16 protein-coding genes are annotated in these 16837 nt (G+C 54.0%); 13 read left to right on the top strand and 3 right to left on the bottom strand.

The features are described from left to right. Positions 1-100 precede the first annotated feature (100 nt). Complete coding sequence (locus tag H6507_07885; protein MCB9369009.1) at positions 101-625, bottom strand: DinB family protein; 525 nt, start codon at positions 623-625, stop codon at positions 101-103. 421 nt (positions 626-1046) lie between these two features. On the opposite strand from H6507_07885, the gene H6507_07880 reads away from it, so the two are divergent. The 8 genes from H6507_07880 (at position 1047) to H6507_07845 (ending at position 9366) form a co-directional block, all read left to right on the top strand. Continuing rightward, complete coding sequence (locus tag H6507_07880) at positions 1047-1307, top strand: hypothetical protein (GenBank protein ID MCB9369008.1); 261 nt, start codon at positions 1047-1049, stop codon at positions 1305-1307. Between the two features lie 373 nt (positions 1308-1680). Continuing rightward, complete coding sequence (gene pdhA / locus H6507_07875; GenBank protein ID MCB9369007.1) at positions 1681-2841, top strand: pyruvate dehydrogenase (acetyl-transferring) E1 component subunit alpha; 1161 nt, start codon at positions 1681-1683, stop codon at positions 2839-2841. Between the two features lie 111 nt (positions 2842-2952). Then, a complete protein-coding gene (locus H6507_07870) occupies positions 2953-3312 on the top strand; it encodes an endonuclease domain-containing protein (GenBank protein ID MCB9369006.1) in 360 nt (119 codons plus the stop codon). Between the two features lie 78 nt (positions 3313-3390). Then, positions 3391-4374, top strand: a complete 984-nt coding sequence (locus tag H6507_07865; protein ID MCB9369005.1) for an alpha-ketoacid dehydrogenase subunit beta — start codon at positions 3391-3393, stop codon at positions 4372-4374. Between the two features lie 124 nt (positions 4375-4498). Next, a complete protein-coding gene (locus H6507_07860; GenBank protein MCB9369004.1) occupies positions 4499-5704 on the top strand; it encodes a radical SAM protein in 1206 nt (401 codons plus the stop codon). Between the two features lie 54 nt (positions 5705-5758). Beyond that, positions 5759-7141 (top strand): 2-oxo acid dehydrogenase subunit E2, encoded by a 1383-nt coding sequence (locus H6507_07855; GenBank protein MCB9369003.1) that lies wholly within the window; start codon positions 5759-5761, stop codon positions 7139-7141. Between the two features lie 72 nt (positions 7142-7213). Continuing rightward, positions 7214-8701, top strand: coding sequence for a T9SS type A sorting domain-containing protein (locus H6507_07850; GenBank protein MCB9369002.1), 1488 nt, complete (start codon positions 7214-7216; stop codon positions 8699-8701). 29 nt (positions 8702-8730) lie between these two features. Continuing rightward, on the top strand, positions 8731-9366 hold the full coding sequence (locus H6507_07845; protein ID MCB9369001.1) for a hypothetical protein: 636 nt from the start codon (positions 8731-8733) through the stop codon (positions 9364-9366). 206 nt (positions 9367-9572) lie between these two features. Here the strand turns inward: H6507_07845 and H6507_07840 are convergent, their stop codons facing one another. Continuing rightward, positions 9573-11375 carry a T9SS type A sorting domain-containing protein gene (locus H6507_07840; GenBank protein ID MCB9369000.1) on the bottom strand — a complete coding sequence of 601 codons (1803 nt, stop codon included), beginning with the start codon at positions 11373-11375 and terminating at the stop codon, positions 9573-9575. Between the two features lie 228 nt (positions 11376-11603). Then, the gene (locus H6507_07835; protein MCB9368999.1) at positions 11604-13403 is read right to left on the bottom strand and encodes a T9SS type A sorting domain-containing protein; all 1800 of its coding nucleotides are present in this window, start codon (positions 13401-13403) and stop codon (positions 11604-11606) included. 153 nt (positions 13404-13556) lie between these two features. Here H6507_07835 and H6507_07830 point away from each other — a divergent pair, with 153 nt between their 5' ends. From H6507_07830 to H6507_07810, 5 genes are read left to right on the top strand one after another with little or no spacing between them, the layout of a single operon-like run. Beyond that, on the top strand, positions 13557-14009 hold the full coding sequence (locus tag H6507_07830) for a thioesterase (GenBank protein MCB9368998.1): 453 nt from the start codon (positions 13557-13559) through the stop codon (positions 14007-14009). A gap of 33 nt (positions 14010-14042) precedes the next feature. Further along, complete coding sequence (locus H6507_07825) at positions 14043-14351, top strand: EthD family reductase (protein MCB9368997.1); 309 nt, start codon at positions 14043-14045, stop codon at positions 14349-14351. Then, positions 14348-15193 (top strand): enoyl-CoA hydratase/isomerase family protein, encoded by an 846-nt coding sequence (locus H6507_07820; protein MCB9368996.1) that lies wholly within the window; start codon positions 14348-14350, stop codon positions 15191-15193. Before H6507_07825 ends, H6507_07820 begins: the two co-directional genes overlap by 4 nt. Position 15194: 1 nt before the next feature. Beyond that, positions 15195-15971, top strand: a complete 777-nt coding sequence (locus H6507_07815) for an enoyl-CoA hydratase/isomerase family protein (GenBank protein ID MCB9368995.1) — start codon at positions 15195-15197, stop codon at positions 15969-15971. A gap of 3 nt (positions 15972-15974) precedes the next feature. Further along, the gene (locus H6507_07810; protein ID MCB9368994.1) at positions 15975-16754 is read left to right on the top strand and encodes an enoyl-CoA hydratase/isomerase family protein; all 780 of its coding nucleotides are present in this window, start codon (positions 15975-15977) and stop codon (positions 16752-16754) included. The last annotated feature ends 83 nt before the right edge of the window (positions 16755-16837 follow it).

The raw sequence follows: 16837 nt of genomic DNA, 5'->3' as shown, positions 1-16837 counted from the left end.
GAATTGCCATTGCCGGTCTGGAGACCGACAACGGCGCGAATGTGGCGCGGCCTGAGAGGGTCGCCGCAAAATAAAGGACTCGCTTGTGCGAGTCCTTTTTTCATTGGGTCAACGGTTGTTTGGGGTGTGTCACCCATGTGGGCGGCTCGTGTCCGGATTGCCGCAAGAGCAGATTCAACTGCGCGGTGTGGTGCTGGATGTGCCGCATGGTATACAGCAATTTCTCCACAACAGAGAAATTCTTCTTGCCAACGATAAACCGCTCGGACATCTTCTCGCCGGTGAGGTTTCTGAAGACTTCCTGCATCTTCCGGCGATCATGTTCGAGGTAGGTTAGAAGTTCTTTCTGTGTGTACACGCGCGGGGGGAGTACGCCGGCAGGATCACGTTCTTCCAGGCCAAACGGCTTCGGCGGAGTGAAGTTTTCGATGGTCTCAGACAGGTAAAAGTCTGTCCAAAAGAGTGTATGCGAGGCCAGATACCAGAACTCCCACCACGTTCGCTCGCTGATGATTTCACCATTGCTCCATACATCATCAGGACAGGCCAGAATCGCGTTTTCCAGCATGTCCAAAGTGGCTCCAAATTGGGAGTAGAGCGCGTCGCGTATTTCTTCAGAGTTCATTTTGGCCGTCCTGAGTTTGTTCCGCGTAAGTTATGACCATTTGTTCAAATTGTCAAGAGAGAAGGCGGAAAATAGCAAATAGAAAAGAGGAAAGAGGAAGTGCGCTCACTCGCCGAGCTGGGTTAAGGTCTTCCGCAACCCGGCCGGAATCTGGAGAAATCCCAAATCCCGTTTCATGTGTCGGAGATAGCGGGGCACCCGCTGCGAGTGCCGCCGCGAGAAATGGTTTCTTCATTTTCGGAGTACATATGGTGTAATCCACGACACGCTTCATTCGGCATATGATTTTGAAGGAAATAATAGCGTTGCATTACGGTTGTGTGCGTCGCTAGTTGACCTTGACTCGGCATCGGCACTCTGTGAGTTGGGGTATTCTCTGCTAAATGCGTATTTCATGACTATTCAGTCAGCAGAGAAATCCATGAAAGCGTTTTTGAGTTGGCATGGAATGCCAGACGCAAAGCTCAAAGAACTTGGCCACAACAGAAAGTTACTCGTGTCTGAGTGTATTAAACTTGATCACGGCTTCAAGGACTTTATCGGCCTAATAGAAGATCTGGATTTTGACCAGAACTGGAGGTACAACCCAGTGCAAGTTCAAAAGTCGCATTTGGCCAAGTCTTTTGACGTTTCTCTGCAGCTTTGTGCTCAAGCTTCATTCAGCATCAGAAAGTCTAGCTAAGGGTAACTCCTACATCGCCCCGCCAGCCCTCGCCAGCGGGCTCTATTTCCTCCGCGCCGAGACTGCCACGCAAACCCAAATGCAGAAAGTGGTGCTGCTGAAATAGCCCGATCCGTCGTCATCCTGAACGTAGTGAAGGATCCCTCTGGAGAAAGTGGCCCAATTCCACGTTTTTCAGAGGGGCTCTTCATTTCACTGCGCTTCATTCAGAATGACGACCATTTTACATAAACACTAAATCATTCAACATCAAAATATATGTTTTAAGCCTTGCTATCCTGAGAAAAAACCTTATATTGACTTTGCTTGGAGGATTCTAATCTTCCTCATTTCAACTGATTATGGATAAATAATTCAAATAAAGGGAGTTGTCATGGCCGCTGAGACCAAGACCAAGAAAACCGATAAGACCAACGGACATGCGGGGGCTAAGCCAACCTCCTCGCTGTTCGATGCCTATGACGCGACGTCGGGCAAGAAACTCGAGATCCTCGACCCCAATGGAAAGGTCCTGCATCCCGAGTGGATGCCCGAGATGAGTGACGAGTTGCTGCTTGAGGGTTACAAGATGATGAAGTACGCGCGCATCGTCGACCTCAAGGCCGTCAACCTGCAGCGTCAGGGCAAGCTCTACACGCTGCCCGTCAACCGCGGACAGGAAGCAGCCGCAGTCGGTTCGGCGATGGCGCTGCGCAAAGACGACTGGATGGTCCCGGCCTTCCGCGAAATCGGCGCGTACATGTGGCACGGCGTGCCCGTCGAAACGGTGTACAAGTGGTACCTCGGTCTCGAGAGCGGTGCGGTCATGCCCGAAGGTGTGAACAGCTTGCCGACGTCGGTGCCGATCTCTTCGCAGATTCCCCACGCGGCCGGTATCGGTCATGCGATCAACTACAAAGGTCTCGACCAGGCTGTGCTGTGCTACTTCGGGGACGGCGGCACGTCGGAAGGAGATTTTTCCGAAGGGCTAAACTGGGCCGCGGTGTTTACCTGTCCGTGCGTGTTCTTCTGCAACAACAACCAATACGCGATCAGCGTCCCGCGCGATCAGCAGACGAAAGCCGCGACGATTGCGCAGAAGGCCGTCGGTTTCGGCTTGCCCGGTATTCAAGTGGACGGCAACGATTTGTTCGCGGTCTATCGCGCGACGAAGGAAGCCGTCGACTTTGCGCGCGCAGGCAACGGTCCCGTGCTAATTGAAGCCGTGACCTACAGAATGGGTGCCCATACGACGTCGGACGATCCGACCAAGTACCGTACGCACGAAGAAGAAAAGATCTGGGAGCCGCGCGATCCGCTGATTCGCGTCAAGAAATATCTCGAAGAGAAAAAACTCTGGAGTGACAAGGACGAAACGTCGTATGAAGAAGAGTGCGCCGCCAAGGTCGACGCCGTCGTTCAGCGCGTCGTCGGTCTCGGTCCCAACCCGATTCACGAGCTCTTCGAGCACCAGTACGAAAACCTGACGAACTCGCTGATTGAACAGAAGGCGGATATTCAGGCGTTCATCGACTGGCAGGTGAAGCGGGGGTAGGCACTTTCATTCCCCCTCGCTTCAGCGGGGGGGGGCAAGGGGGGGTGAAAAGGAGTTACCACGCCCAGATGGCAGAACGTCCCCAAAGAGAATTTCCAGCGCGCCCGCGAAATGCGCAAGGAGCCCACTGCCGCTGAAAAGCACTTGTCGCAATCCATACGCGCAAATAAACTCGGCACTCGTGTCCGCAGACAAATGAACATCGGGGCGTACATCGTAGACTTCGTTCTGCCTGAGTACAATGTCATCATCGAAGTGGATGGACTGACACATGCGGAAATGAGTCAGATTGAGTATGACAATTCGCGATCCGAGTGGCTTGAGCAACAAGGCTATCGGATGATTCGAGTCGGCAACTTGGCGGTGTTGCAGAATTTGAGCGGCGTGCTTGAACGCATCGAACTCGCCATTGCAGAGACCCCCCCTAACCCCCCCGCTAAAGCGAGAGGGAATCAGAAGGAGCCCCGCTAAAGCGAGGGGGAATCAGAACCCCGCACACACGAGGTGACTTATCATGTTTCAAGAAAATTTTCTCAATAGGAGCAATCCATGCCCGTTATGACTATGGTGCAGGCGCTGAACAATGCGCTGGACGTGAAGCTCGCGGATGATCCGTCCGTGCTGTGCTTCGGTGAAGACGTCGGCGTTGAAGGCGGCGTCTTCCGTGTGACCGAACATCTCCAAAAGAAGCACGGCGTCAAGCGCGTGTTCGACACGCCGCTGGCCGAATCGTCGATCATCGGCGCGTGCATCGGCATGTCTGTGATGGGGCTGCGTCCCGTCGCCGAAATGCAATTCGACGGTTTCGTGTATCCCGCGATGAATCAAATCATCACGCACATTTCGCGCTACCGCTACCGCACGCGCGGCCAGCGTCACGTGCCCGCGGTGATTCGTTTCCCGTATGGCGGCGGCGTGAAGGCGCTCGAAATGCACTCCGAGGCGATGGAAGCGATGTACGCGCACATCCCCGGTTTGAAAGTCGTGATTCCCTCGACGCCGTACGACGCGAAAGGTCTGATGGTTTCCGCGATTGAAGACAACGATCCGGTGATCTATCAAGAACCCAAGCGTCTTTACCGCGCGATGAAGCAGGAAGTGCCCGAAGGTCTCTACCGCATTCCCATCGGCAAGGCGAAAGTCGAGAAGGAAGGCCGCGACATGACCGTGATTTCCTACGGCGCGATGATGCACGTCTGCCGTAAGGCGCTCGACTTTATCGAAAAAGATCATATCAACATTGAATTGATCGACCTGCGCACGATCTATCCGCTCGATTGGGATACGATTGTAAACTCAATCAAGAAAACAGGTCGTCTGCTCGTGGTGCAGGAAGGCCCGAAGAGCTTCGGCGTCGCGGCGGAATTGATGGCGCTCGCGACCGAAAAGTGTTTCGAGTATCTCGAAGCTCCGCCGATGCGTCTGTGCGGCAACGACACGATTCCGCCGCTCCCGCGCAGCGAAGACCTGTATTGTCCGACGCCCGAGCGCGTGCACTACTACGCCCGCAAGCTCGCGGATTATCAAATGTAGTTCGTTCTACATTCCGCTCGTTCCGTTTTGCTCTTTACATATTTGCCGGTTAGAAACGTTGGTTGTCCAACGGGTGGGTCCCGTCACGACAAGTTTGCGAATTGCCTCGAAAGGTGTCATTTCCATGAAGGCATTACCGGTATTGAATCGGGAAAATATTTCCGATAGCGAGTTGCGCAACTGGCCGCTCAGTCATTTGCGTGAGATTATGGTTGAGATGGGCAAGCAGTGCAACGTGCGCTGCATCATGTGTTTTCAGACGGATTTCAGTCCGGCGACCCGGACAGCGGAGATTATTTGGAAAGAACGGCTACTCCCTGCATTTGAGTGCGCGGAACGGCTGTTGATTTCAGGAGGAGAGCCCACCATCCTGCCGGGTGCGAAGGAACTCCTCAAGACCGTCACGAAAGAGTACGGACATCTGGGACTGCACACAGTAACCAACGGCGTGCAGTTCAAGGGAATTTGGGAAGAGACATTTCTCGCTTTGGGCGGAAGTGTGAACTTCAGTCTCAATTCCGTCGATCCGTCGCTCTATGCACGGATCGTGCAATTCGGAAGATACGATGAAGTCGTCGCGAATATCGACAGGCTGGTCGCGCGCAAGCGACAACTCGGTTCTAAGCTGGTGATCAGAATCAGCTCTGTGGTTCTGGATGAAACGATTCACGAACTGGCCGGGTTTATTCATTGGGCGGCGGCGCACGGACTCGACGAAGTGCTGTTCAATACGGACTATCTGCGCGGCATTAAACAGCACTCTCCCAATCAAGTTCACCGCTATCTCGCCGAAGCCTATGCGGCAAGCGACAGCTATCCCCACATGCGAGTTCTCTTTCTCGAGGACTTCGATCGTGTCTACGCGCGGCAGCACGGGTTGAAACCGATTCGCGAACGTTCCGAAACTTCGCGCGCGACTGGCCCGTGTAATATGGCTTTTGACAGTCTTTCCATACGGCCGGACGGCGACACGTTTGCGTGCTGCAAGACGTGGTACAAGATCGGAAATTTGATAGATTCCGATTTGATGTCAGTGTGGAACAGCGATGCCGCCTATAGATTCCGGCGCAGGATGTTGGGCATGGATTTTCGGGATTGCAGCGTGGCCTGTGATCTAAACGCCAAGCCTGTCAACAAGAAGATCGCCGACGCGCGCAAAGCCTACGCGGTATTCAAACGCGATCCAAAAGGCGCGGTGAAGAAAGGCATGCGCAGGCTGGGACTCAGCAACGCGCAAATCGACATCCCGGAAGGCGTGAAGCCAAAGGCGCTCACTCAGCTCACGGGCAGAATTGAAAATGCAGATTCAGTTTCTAATCATAGAAACTGACTTCGCATTCGTTTACGAATAAACAAAGTTTGAACATAGATCAGGAAAGTTCACATGGCCTTTAATTTTCAGTTTCCCGATATCGGGGAAGGCATTCACGAAGGTAAAATTCTCGAGTGGTATCACCAGCCCGGCGACATGGTCAAGGAAGGTGATCCGCTGCTCAAGGTCGAAACCGACAAAGTCGTGACCGACATTCCCGTGCCGCAGACGGGCAAGCTCGCGCAAACGAGCGGCGCCGTTGACGAGATCGTGCATGTCGGACAGGTCATCGCGGTAATCGTCGGCAAAAATGAAGAAGTCAGCTTCAGCACACCGCCGCCGACCGAAGCCTATCACGAAAACGACACGACGACGCACCATTCGGAAACACTCGCGAAAGAGAAAACCGCTTCCACGGATGAAGACGGTATGTACGGCGTCGTGGGACAGATTCCCGTCGGTGACGAGGTGCTGCCCTCGACGAATGAAGGACAGCCGGCGGTCGCGGAGAACGGCGCGTCTCACGGCGCGAAAGTGATTGCCACACCCGTCGCACGCAAAATGGCTGCGGATTTGGGAGTTGATATCGCGCATATTCGCGGCACCGGACCTTCCGGTCGTGTGATGAAGAGCGACATCGAAGCTGCTGCACGAGGAGGTTCGGCGCCTGCTGCCCCGCGTCCCACGCAAGGATCTGCTCCGAGTGCTCCTGCCGCGCCGAAAGTTGTCGCGCCTGCCGTGCCCGGCGAGTTCCCCGGTGTGGTCGAGATCGAAGAACTTTCGCAACTGCGCCGCACGATTGCCAACCGCATGTCGCAGTCGAAGTACACGGCTCCGCATGCGACGTCGCTCGACGAAGTGGAAGTCTCGAAGCTCGTGGCTCTGCGCGCGCAGAAGAACAAAGAGCTCGAGCGCGAAGGGATCAAGATTTCCTACTTACCGTTCATTATCAAAGCCGTTTGTGTCGCGCTTCGGAAGCACAAGAAATTGAATGCGACGCTCGATCTCGAGCGCAACCGTGTTGTGTATAAGAAGTACTACAACATCGGTTTGGCGGTGGATACGCCGGACGGGTTGGTCGTTCCGAACATCAAGAACGCCGATCAAAAGGGCATAATCGAACTTGCACGCGAGATCGAAGACTTGTCGAACCGCGCGCGCGAACGCAAGCTCGCGATTGACGAAATCCGCGACGGGACGTTCACGATCACGAACTACGGCAGTCTGAACGGACAGTTCGGGGTGCCGGTTATCAACTACCCCGAAGTCGCGATTTTGGGTACGGGCAGGATTCAACAAAAGCCTGTGATTTTGAACGACCAGATTGCAAAGGGTTGGATACAGCCGCTAAGTTTATCGTTTGACCACAGAATCGTAGACGGCGGCGACAGCGCCAGATTCGTCAATGATTTGGTCACGATGCTGGCCGACCCGACTAATATTTTGATGCTGTAATTCAAGGCGGGCGTGACAAGAAAGTCACGCCCGCTTCACATTAATTCGAAATTCAAATTCCGGAGGTGCAGCATGAAAGGGATGTTTGCGATTCTCGGATGTTTGTTTGCGGCCTATGCCGCTCCGCTCTTTGGCAATGAAGTGCCGCTGGTCTTGGAAGAGACGATTCAATTGCCCGTTGTGCCCGAGGTGTGGGATGTTGCGCAAATTTCAATGGGGACCTACGTTTGGGCAATCGGAGATTGTACAGGCACAAGTCACGACGGTTACCCGCTTTGTGCGTTCTTTTTTGGGACATCGGCGACTGGAGTTCTTGACACTTTTCGTGTAGGTTCATACAACTCTTCTGGTCACGGGTTTCCTGTTTATGCAGAGATTTTCCGAAATGAAGGCGATTCGCTTCAGTGTCTTGCTGCAAGCTATTTTCACCGTGACTGTTCCTTAGGCAACGGGGAAGTGAGTATTGGTGTTTATGACAGTACGTCTGGACGGCCAATAATGGGACGTTCTTGGGTTAGCTATCACTCTCAGAACCCTTTCGAACCTGACTTGTGGTGTTTCCACACGCTTCACAGTCTCAATGCTGTGCCTGCTTACCCGGACGCCTCGGCAAGAATAGTGGGTATCAAAAGCCATTACGACAATCGACTTCAAGACCGTACGCCAAACATACTATATCAGGATTGGTATCAGAGCAATTCCGGATCATTGCTAGATGCCAATGTTTATATGGCTTCGATGTCGCAATGGGCCTATCAATTCTATTGGGTCGTTGTTGACGATGGCACCAGCTTTTGCGGGTTTCAGTGTCCGATATTGCGCAAGTACGAACTCAGCGGTGACAGTGCGATTTCGTCGTCCTTCTGGCCAAGCGCAGAGCAAACCCTCGGCGAGTGTCTCCAGCTTCTGGCGACCTGGGACGAAACTATTCAATCCGCTCTAGTTATATTGCAGACACCGGACTCATTGAAGGCGTGGTCCGATACATCGAACTCTACTATATGGCGATACGCAACGACATACCGGACCGCTTTGTTGGCTGATGCTACGCAAAATCTTGTAGGGGAAGAGCTGCTCGTCGCTGAACCGCAATTTGCAGTTTTGCATATTCGAAATCCTCGAAACTTCCAATTTTGGGGACAAACATCCAGATTCGATCCGGGATTTAATGAGATCAAAGTCGTGAGTAGATACAGCGACGACTATCGCCGCCTCGTCGTTCGTTACGGCAGCGAGTTGCGCATCTACCGGTTTGGTGAGCCGATTTTCACGGATGCGGACGCTCGGTCCGAGTTGCCGCAGGAGCTTGCGCTGTCGGCCTATCCGAATCCATTCAATCCGACGACGATGCTCGCGTTTGATTTGCCGAAGGCTACGCGAGCAAGTTTGAATGTGTATGACTTGACCGGACGGCAAGTGCAGACATTGTTGGATGAGCAAATGTCTGCCGGGCATCACGAAGTTACTTTTGATGGTTCCGCACTCCCGAGCGGGATATACTTCGTTCGGCTGAATGTAAGTGGGTTGGTTCAGACACGAAAGCTGGTTTTGTTGAAATAAGCGCGGGCGGATTGCCATCCGCCCCTACAATGCAAATTCTCGATTACAATCTCACCGACAATTACATGCTGACGCCCGACGATTCCGCCGGGCGTTATCTGCTGTGGGTTCCCGATTCCACAAGCGTCGTGATCGGCAACGGCTCGAAGAGCGAATTGGAAGTCAATGACGAAACCGTCGCGTCGGACAATGTTCCCGTTTACAAACGCCGCACCGGCGGCTGCGCCGTCGTGTTGTCGCCCGAGATGTGGTGTCTGTCGTGTGCGCTGTATGGCCGCAAGCAAATTCAGTCGAAAGACTATTTCGTGTTGTTCAACAAGGCCGTGACTGACGCCTTCGCCCGGGCGGGAGTTCCCGGACTTACGCATCGCGGGATTTCTGACATCGCGCTCGGACAGAAAAAGATCGCAGGCACGGCAATCTATCGCAACCGTGATCTTGTGTTTTATCATGCCGTCATCAATATTTCCGGCGACGTGGAGCAAATTTCCCGCTACCTGAAACAACCGCCGCGCGAACCCGATTACCGCGCCGGACGATCGCACAAAGAATTTGTGACGTCGCTTTCTGAAGCCGGATTTTCGCCGTCGCGTGAGAAATTTGAGAGTGAGTTCAAGAAGGAGTTCGAGCGGATTGTTGAGCTTTTGACGGTTGTGTACTGCTAAACCGTTTGACCCCCCTTTTATCCCCCCGGAGGACCGGGGGGAAATCAGAAACGGTTGCTCATTGCTGAGAAGCCCCCCTTAGTCCCCCCATTTCTGCGGCAGAAATGGGGGGAGACCAGAACAGAAAGGCGCACCCTTGCGAGTGCGCCTTTTGTATTTCATTATCCCTCTTCCGTCCCCCCGTCAAAGCGTGGGGAAACTTGATGCTATTTCATCAGCACGAGTTTCGTGACGCGCGTCTTTGCTCCGGCGCGCAAATTGGCGAAGTAGATGCCGCTCGACAAATTGCTTCCGTCGAAAGCGACAGAATGTGTTCCCGCGCCGACCGTTTCGTTGACGAGAGTTTCTACAAGTCGGCCTTGAACATCGAACAAGTCAAGCGTAACGGCCTGAGTTTTGTCAACTGAGAACGTGAGTGTCGTCGTGGGATTGAACGGATTGGGATAGGCCACAAGCTCAAACGAACCGGGCGTGAGCGCGACTTCATCGGCATCCAGTGTGATGTCCATGCGGAAGACGTTTTCGCCGCTGGCCGCTTCAACCGTGTCCTGTCCGTCTGTCGCCCAAACGCGCCAATGAAACGTGAATATCTCATCCAACGGTGTCACCGGCCACGGCACGCTCGCTACGTAAAACGTGTCCGTCAACACCACGTCCTGCTCATCGGGTGTCGGATAGAAGTAGTCACTCTCCCAGTGCAGCAAATAGGTGACGTCGTCTCCGTCCGGATCATTAGCTCGAGTCCACGAAAAAGTGACGTCCGGAGTTTCGACCAACTCATCATAGTCCGGCGTGACCCAATCGAACGTACACGGCGCGACATTACAAGTATCAAGCGACACGCCGTACACCAACCAACTGCGTTCGCCGACACTATCCAAAATGTTCCCACAGAGCACGATTTGTCCGCCCGGTGCCAGCGCGCCGTCGGAGAGCCGCTCGTCATCGTCCACGGGATGAAGCAGCCAACGCACGTTGGCAAGCTCGCCGCACGCAGATAGATGCGCGACGTAGACATTCAGGTCGCCCGGATCATCATAGAGTCCGTGTCCGGCCAGATACCAGCCGCCGGATCCATCCGGTTGAATGGAATAGGGCACGTCGTCGTCATCCGGGACAATATCCAGCCTCTGTTCCCAACTCCGAAATCCGTTGTCCCGGATTTCCATGATGAAGGTTTCAGAATTGCCGTTGACCACGTTTAAATTCCCGCAGGCCATGTAACCGCCTTCGGGAAGCTCGATCAAGTCCTGAATGGTCACGGATATTTCCAACGGATAGGTACGCTGCCACATGAGTTGACCATTTTGATTGACCGCCGCAATCATCCCTTCGCGCGAGGTGTCGGTGTTGGAGGAGCCGAAGGCGATGATGGAGCCGTTTGCCGAGACAATCATGTCCGTCATCGTGTCTTCGAGAGAGTCTCCGATCTGCACCGACCAGACACTGTCGCCGTTGGCATCCGTCTTAATGATCATCCAGTCGTAGCCGCCGTGTCCGCCCGGATATCCGTTGACGCGGCCCCCGATGGCAAAGCCGCCGTCATTGGTCTGAACCGCGCAACGGCCTTGAAAGACCTGTTCCCCCGTTCCAAAGTTCTTTGACCACACGCTGTCGCCGTTCGCATTCGTCTTCAGCAGCCAATAGTGCTGCCAGTTGCCCACGGGTTGCCGCGACCAACCGGAACATATGTAGCCTCCGTCGCTCGTGTTGGCCACGTCCAGGAAGATATCCTGCGCGCCCATGCCTGAATATTGATGTGACCAAATTTCGTCACCGGTGGACGGATTGATCTTTTTGAGGACGCCGTAGCCTGCCAGAGGCACACCGTCGTAGCCCATGTAGCCCGCAATGGCCACGTTGCCATCTTGTGTCACCACGACTCCGCCTGCCAAATCTTGCAAATCCGTCAAGCCCGGCGATGTGCGCCAAAGCGAGTCGATACACTGTCCGAAGGCCGCCGGAACGACGGCCAAAACTACAATTCCCAGTTTGAATACCCAGTTCATATTTTCTCCTTGATGAAAATCTCAACAAGATAGCGATTTTCAGGGGCTTGGGGCAAGGTGTAAAGTCATATCCAAATATTCGCAGCAGTGCGGACTGAAAGACTTCTTAAAGAATTGATAACAAAAATCTTAAAAACTGATAACGAAAGGGCGCACCCTTGCGAGTGCGCCTTTTGTATTTCATTACCCCCCCTTCCGTCCCCCGCTAAAACGCGGGGAGACCTGATGCTATTTCATCAGCACGAGCTTTGTGACACGCGAGTTATCTCCTGAGCGAAGATTGGCGAAGTAGATGCCGCTCGATAAGTGGCTTCCGTCGAATGAGACCGAGTGTGCTCCTGCCGTGTTGATTTCATTGACGAGCGTCTGCACATGCCTGCCCTGTACGTCGAAGAGATCGAGCGAAACACGTTGAGTTTTGTTTATGGAATAAGTTAGTGTCGTCGTCGGATTAAAGGGGTTGGGAAAGGCCGCAAGTTCGAATGAACCGGGCGTGAGCGCGATATCTTCGGCATCCAACGTGATTTCCCACGTGAATTGTCCTTCGCCGCTCGCTGCCTCAATGGTATTCTGTCCATCCGTCGCATGAACCGTCCAGCGAACTTCGAAGGTCTCATCCAATGACATTGTCGGAAGCAGATAGACCAGTGTGAACATCGTATCGGGGGTATCCGTGTCGACATCGAGAATCCATTCTGGAATCGATTCGGCATGGAAGAGATAGGTCACGTCGTCGCCTTCAGGATCCGCGGCTCTCGACCAAAGAAACGTGACGGCCAGCGACTCATTCACCATCGTTCCGTCCTCAGGCAAGATTCGATCAAACGCACACGGTTCCATGTTACACGTATCGAGCGATGTCCCCAAGATCGCCCAACTGGACTCGATCGGCGAATAATTTATGTTCCCGCACGCGATGATTCGGCCGTTTGGTGCGATGAGTCCGTCAGATACCGACTCGTCAGACAGTTGATAGTCGTCCAGCCAACGGACGGCTGCAATCTCTCCGCATGACGACACGTGTGCGACAAATGCCTTGTCGTCCGAGTCGCTGTAGCGACTGTTCCCTTCAAGATACCATCCGTCGAGGTTGTCCGATTGGATGGCAGAGGGGATGTCGCCGCCTTCCGGAAGCAGATCCAACACCTGGTGCCATCGATACTGGCCATCGTTGCCAATTTCCATCACAAACGTATCGTAGTCACCGCCTTCTTCACGTAGATAGCCGCACGCCACATAGCCATCGTCGCCGGACAGCTCCGCTGCGTCCCGTACTGTAACGTCGTATGCGAGCGGATAAGTGCGCTGCCACATTACCGAGCCGGTTTGGCTGATGCCTGTGATCATCCCTTCGCGAGATGAATCTGTCATAGCCGATCCGAACAGTACGATGGTCCCGTCATGCGACAGAATCATGTCGCTCACGGTGACATTAAGCGTATCGCCAATCTGAATTGCCCAAAGGCTGTCGCCATTCGAGTCCGTTTTGATGACCAACCCGACCAAAGTGCCGTTGTTGTCAGGAAAGGTGTATGTGCTGCCGCCAATCGCGTAGCCGCCGTCCAGAGTTTGAACAACACATTGCCCGTGAAAGTCGCGCTCGCCTGAGCCATAGTTCATTGACCAAAGACTGTCGCCGTCGGCGCTCGTTTTCAGAAGCCAAAAATATTCAATGCCGTTGCTGGTTTGCTCGGATCCGCCCGCACAGATGTACCCGCCGTCTGTCGTCGGATACACATCGTGAAAAATGTCTCTCGTGCCCGACCGGCAATACTGGTGAAACCAAATCTCGTCGCCTGTTGCCGAACTTACCTTCCTGAGAACTCCGCAGGTCCAAAGCCATGAACTCCCGTTTCCCATGTGTCCGGCGACAATGACGTTTCCATCAGGTGCAAGCACTGCGGCCGAAGCGCAGTCGGTTGCTCCGATCTGTCCCGGCGTAACTCTCCACAGTGAATCCATGCACTCACCAAAGGCCGTTGTGGATACGACCATGAGCAAGATTCCTGCTATCACAATCGACTTCATCGTAGCCTCCATGACGAAATGTTAGATGAATAATATAGTGAAATTCTGGGGCTTGGAGCAACCTCTGGAATGGGATTCCAAGAGTTGCAATTTTGCTGGAAAATCAATATCCTTAAGGACTTGAAAATTCCTACCTTACCTTCCTAAGCTCCGTTGAAACCAACTCTTACCATCGGATGCCGCGCCGAATTCCGGTTCGTGGTCGAGTCCCGTATGACCGTTCACTTCGAGGGACGGCCCCTGCATCCGTTCTATTCGACCTATTGGCTGACCTATCACTCGGAATTTGTAAGCCGCCTCGTACTTGAGCCGCATCTCGAGCCTGGGGAAGACGGCATCGGCACGGGAGTCTTTGTTCGGCATCACAATCCGGCAGGAATCGGTCAGGAACTGGTGTTTACGGCCGAGTGTACGCGTATCCACGGAAACTATCTGTTCTGCGAAGTGAAAGGCTATCACGGCGACCGGCTGATTGGAGAAGGGGAAGTGCATCAGGTCGTGCTCTCGAGGGAGAAGCTCGCAAAGCTGCACCGCCGTGCCTATCCTGATTGGGGGTCGGGTTCAGGCGGGTGGGGGATTGAAGACCACCTGTGGGAAAAGAAATAGCAAATAGCAAATAGAAAATAGAAAACGGAAACGATGATCAACTTCATTGCCTTCTACAAGCATCCGCAGGACGTGGACGCTTTCGACAAAGCCTATTGGGAAACCCATATTCCGCTCATCAAGAAAGTCCCCGGACTGCAGGGTGTTCAAGCTCACAAGTTTTGGCCGGGCAAAGACGGCCCGGCACCGTACTACATGATGGCCGTGCTCTCCTTCGCGGACAAAGACTCGTTCAAAGCCGGGATGAAGTCACAAGAAATGGCCGAAGCGGGCGCGAATCTGATGAGCTTTGCCAAGGGACTCGTGGAGTTCCAGACGGCGGAAACGGATCCGCGCGCATGAAAAAAGACTTTTCTTCACAACCTGCAAGCAAATTCGATTTCGAGTTTATCACCTACGAGAAAAAGGGCGCGCGCGCAACCGTCACCTTCAATCGTCCTGACAAGCTCAATTGCGTTCATTATCCGATGTTGAAGGAGCTTGCGGCGGCGTTTGACGACGTTGCGTTCGACGACGAGATCGCCGTATTGATTTTGACGGGCAAAGGCGACCGCGCGTTTTGCACGGGCGCCGATTTGAATGAACAACTCCAATTTCTCGACCGTCCGCAAGATTATTGGAAGTGGATGGGCGCGTTCATCGATGCGCACGACAAGCTGCGCAATTTGGGCAAACCTTCGATCGCGCGTCTGAATGGCATCGTGGTCGGCGGCGGCAATGAATTTAATATCAGTTGCGATCTCGCGATTGCGGCGGATGATATTTACATTCGTCAGGTCGGCGCGGCGCACGGTTCCGTCGCGGCGGCGGGCGCGTCGCAATTTTTGCCGCTAATCGTCGGTGACCGACGTGCGCGCGAAATCTTGTTCCTGTGCGAAGAAATTCCTGCGCAAAAGGCGCTCGAGTGGGGATTGGTCAATCAAGTTGTTCCCCGCGCGAATTTGGATCAAGCCGTGGACGAGATGGCCGCGAAGCTCGAAGCCAAACTTCCCGAGTGCGTGCGCTATCTGAAAACGCAGATCAACTATTGGCGCGATATGTCGTGGGCGCAAACGATTAACCACGCGCGCGACTGGCTCGGCATTCACGCCAATTCCCCTGAAGTCCGCGAAGCCGTCATGGCCTTCAACTCTAAGCGCAAACCTGATTACAAGAAAGTGCGCGAAAGTTTGAAGAGGAAATAGTATGAGCGACTTAGCATACCTCAAACTTGAGCGCGACGGCTACGTCGCTACCGTATTCTTGAACCGTCCCAAGCAGCTTAATGCGCTGTGCATGGCCTTGATGGATGAACTCGTCGCGACGCTCGAAGAGCTGGACAACGACGACGAAATTCGCGCAATTGTTTTGACCGGCGATCAGCGCGCGTTTGCGGCGGGCGCGGACATCATGGAAATGGCCGACGCGGATTCCACCGAGATGCTGCGCCGCGATCAATTTGCAAAATGGGACCGCATTCGCAAGCTGAAGAAGCCGCTCATCGCGGCGGTGTCGGGTTTCGCACTCGGTGGCGGCTGCGAATTGATGATGCACTGCGACATGGTGATCGCCAGCGAAACCGCACAATTCGGTCAACCGGAAATCAAAATCGGCGTCATGCCGGGTGCGGGCGGCACGCAGCGGCTTACGCGCACCGTCGGCAAGGCGCGCGCGATGGAAATGGTCTTAACGGGAAAATTCATCGGCGCCAAGCAAGCCGAAGCGTGGGGGCTTGTCAACCGCGTCGTGCCCGTCGAAGTCTATTTGTCCGAAGCGCAAAAACTCGCCCGCGAAATTTCGCAGATGTCCCCCGTCGCAGTCCAGCTCGCCAAAGAAGCCGTGCTGAAAAACTACGAGTCCTTCTTATCCGGCGGACTCGAATTCGAGCGCAAGAATTTCTATTTACTCTTTAACACCGAAGATCAAAAAGAAGGCATGAAAGCCTTCATCGAAAAACGCCCCGCGAAATTCTCGGGGAAATAACCCATGTACGAAACCATTCTTTACGAGCGCACGGACGCCGTGCTGAAAATAACGCTCAACCGTCCCGACCGCTTCAATGCGTTCAACGAGCAGATGCACAAAGAACTCGCCGACGCGTTCAAGAATGCGGCGAAGGACGACGAAGTGCGCGCGGTGATTTTGACCGGCGCGGGTAAGGCTTTTTGCAGCGGGCAGGACTTGAAAGAAGTCAAGGACAATCCCAACCGCAATCTCTCCGATTCGCTGCGCAACAATTACAACCCGAACATTCTGCGCATTCGCAATCTCGAGAAGCCCGTCATTTGTGCGCTGAACGGCGTCGCGGCAGGTGCGGGTATGTCTTTGGCGATGGCGTGCGACCTGCGCATCGCGTCCGAATTGGCGTCGATGCTGCAAGCGTTCGTCAACGTCGGATTGCTTCCCGATTCCGGCTCGACGTGGGTGCTGCCGCGTTTGTTGGGCTATCATAAGGCCTTCGAGATTTGTTCGACGGGCCGCGTGATCAAAGCCGAAGAAGCGTTGAAACTCAATCTCGTGGATGAAATTGTCGAGCATGACAAACTCGAGACTTTCACCATGGAACTTGCGGTCAAGTATGCGAGTGCACCTACCAAAGCCATCGGTGCCTTGAAACGCGCGTTGAACAAAGCCAGCGCCGTGCCGCTTGAAGAGGCGCTCGATTACGAAGCCTACCTGCAAGAAATTCTCGGCAAGACCGAAGATTACCGCGAAGGCGTAACAGCCTTCAACGAAAAACGCAAGCCGCAGTTCAAGGGAAAATAACGAGTTGCCATTGCGGGTCTTGAGACCCACAACGGCGAAGCAACCAGCGTGCCGCTGGACCGATTGTGCTGACGCACGTGCAT

Source organism: Calditrichota bacterium, assembly GCA_020637445.1.
Lineage (GTDB): Bacteria > Electryoneota > RPQS01 > RPQS01 > RPQS01 > JABWCQ01.
This window is presented reverse-complemented; position numbering and strand designations above follow the sequence as displayed.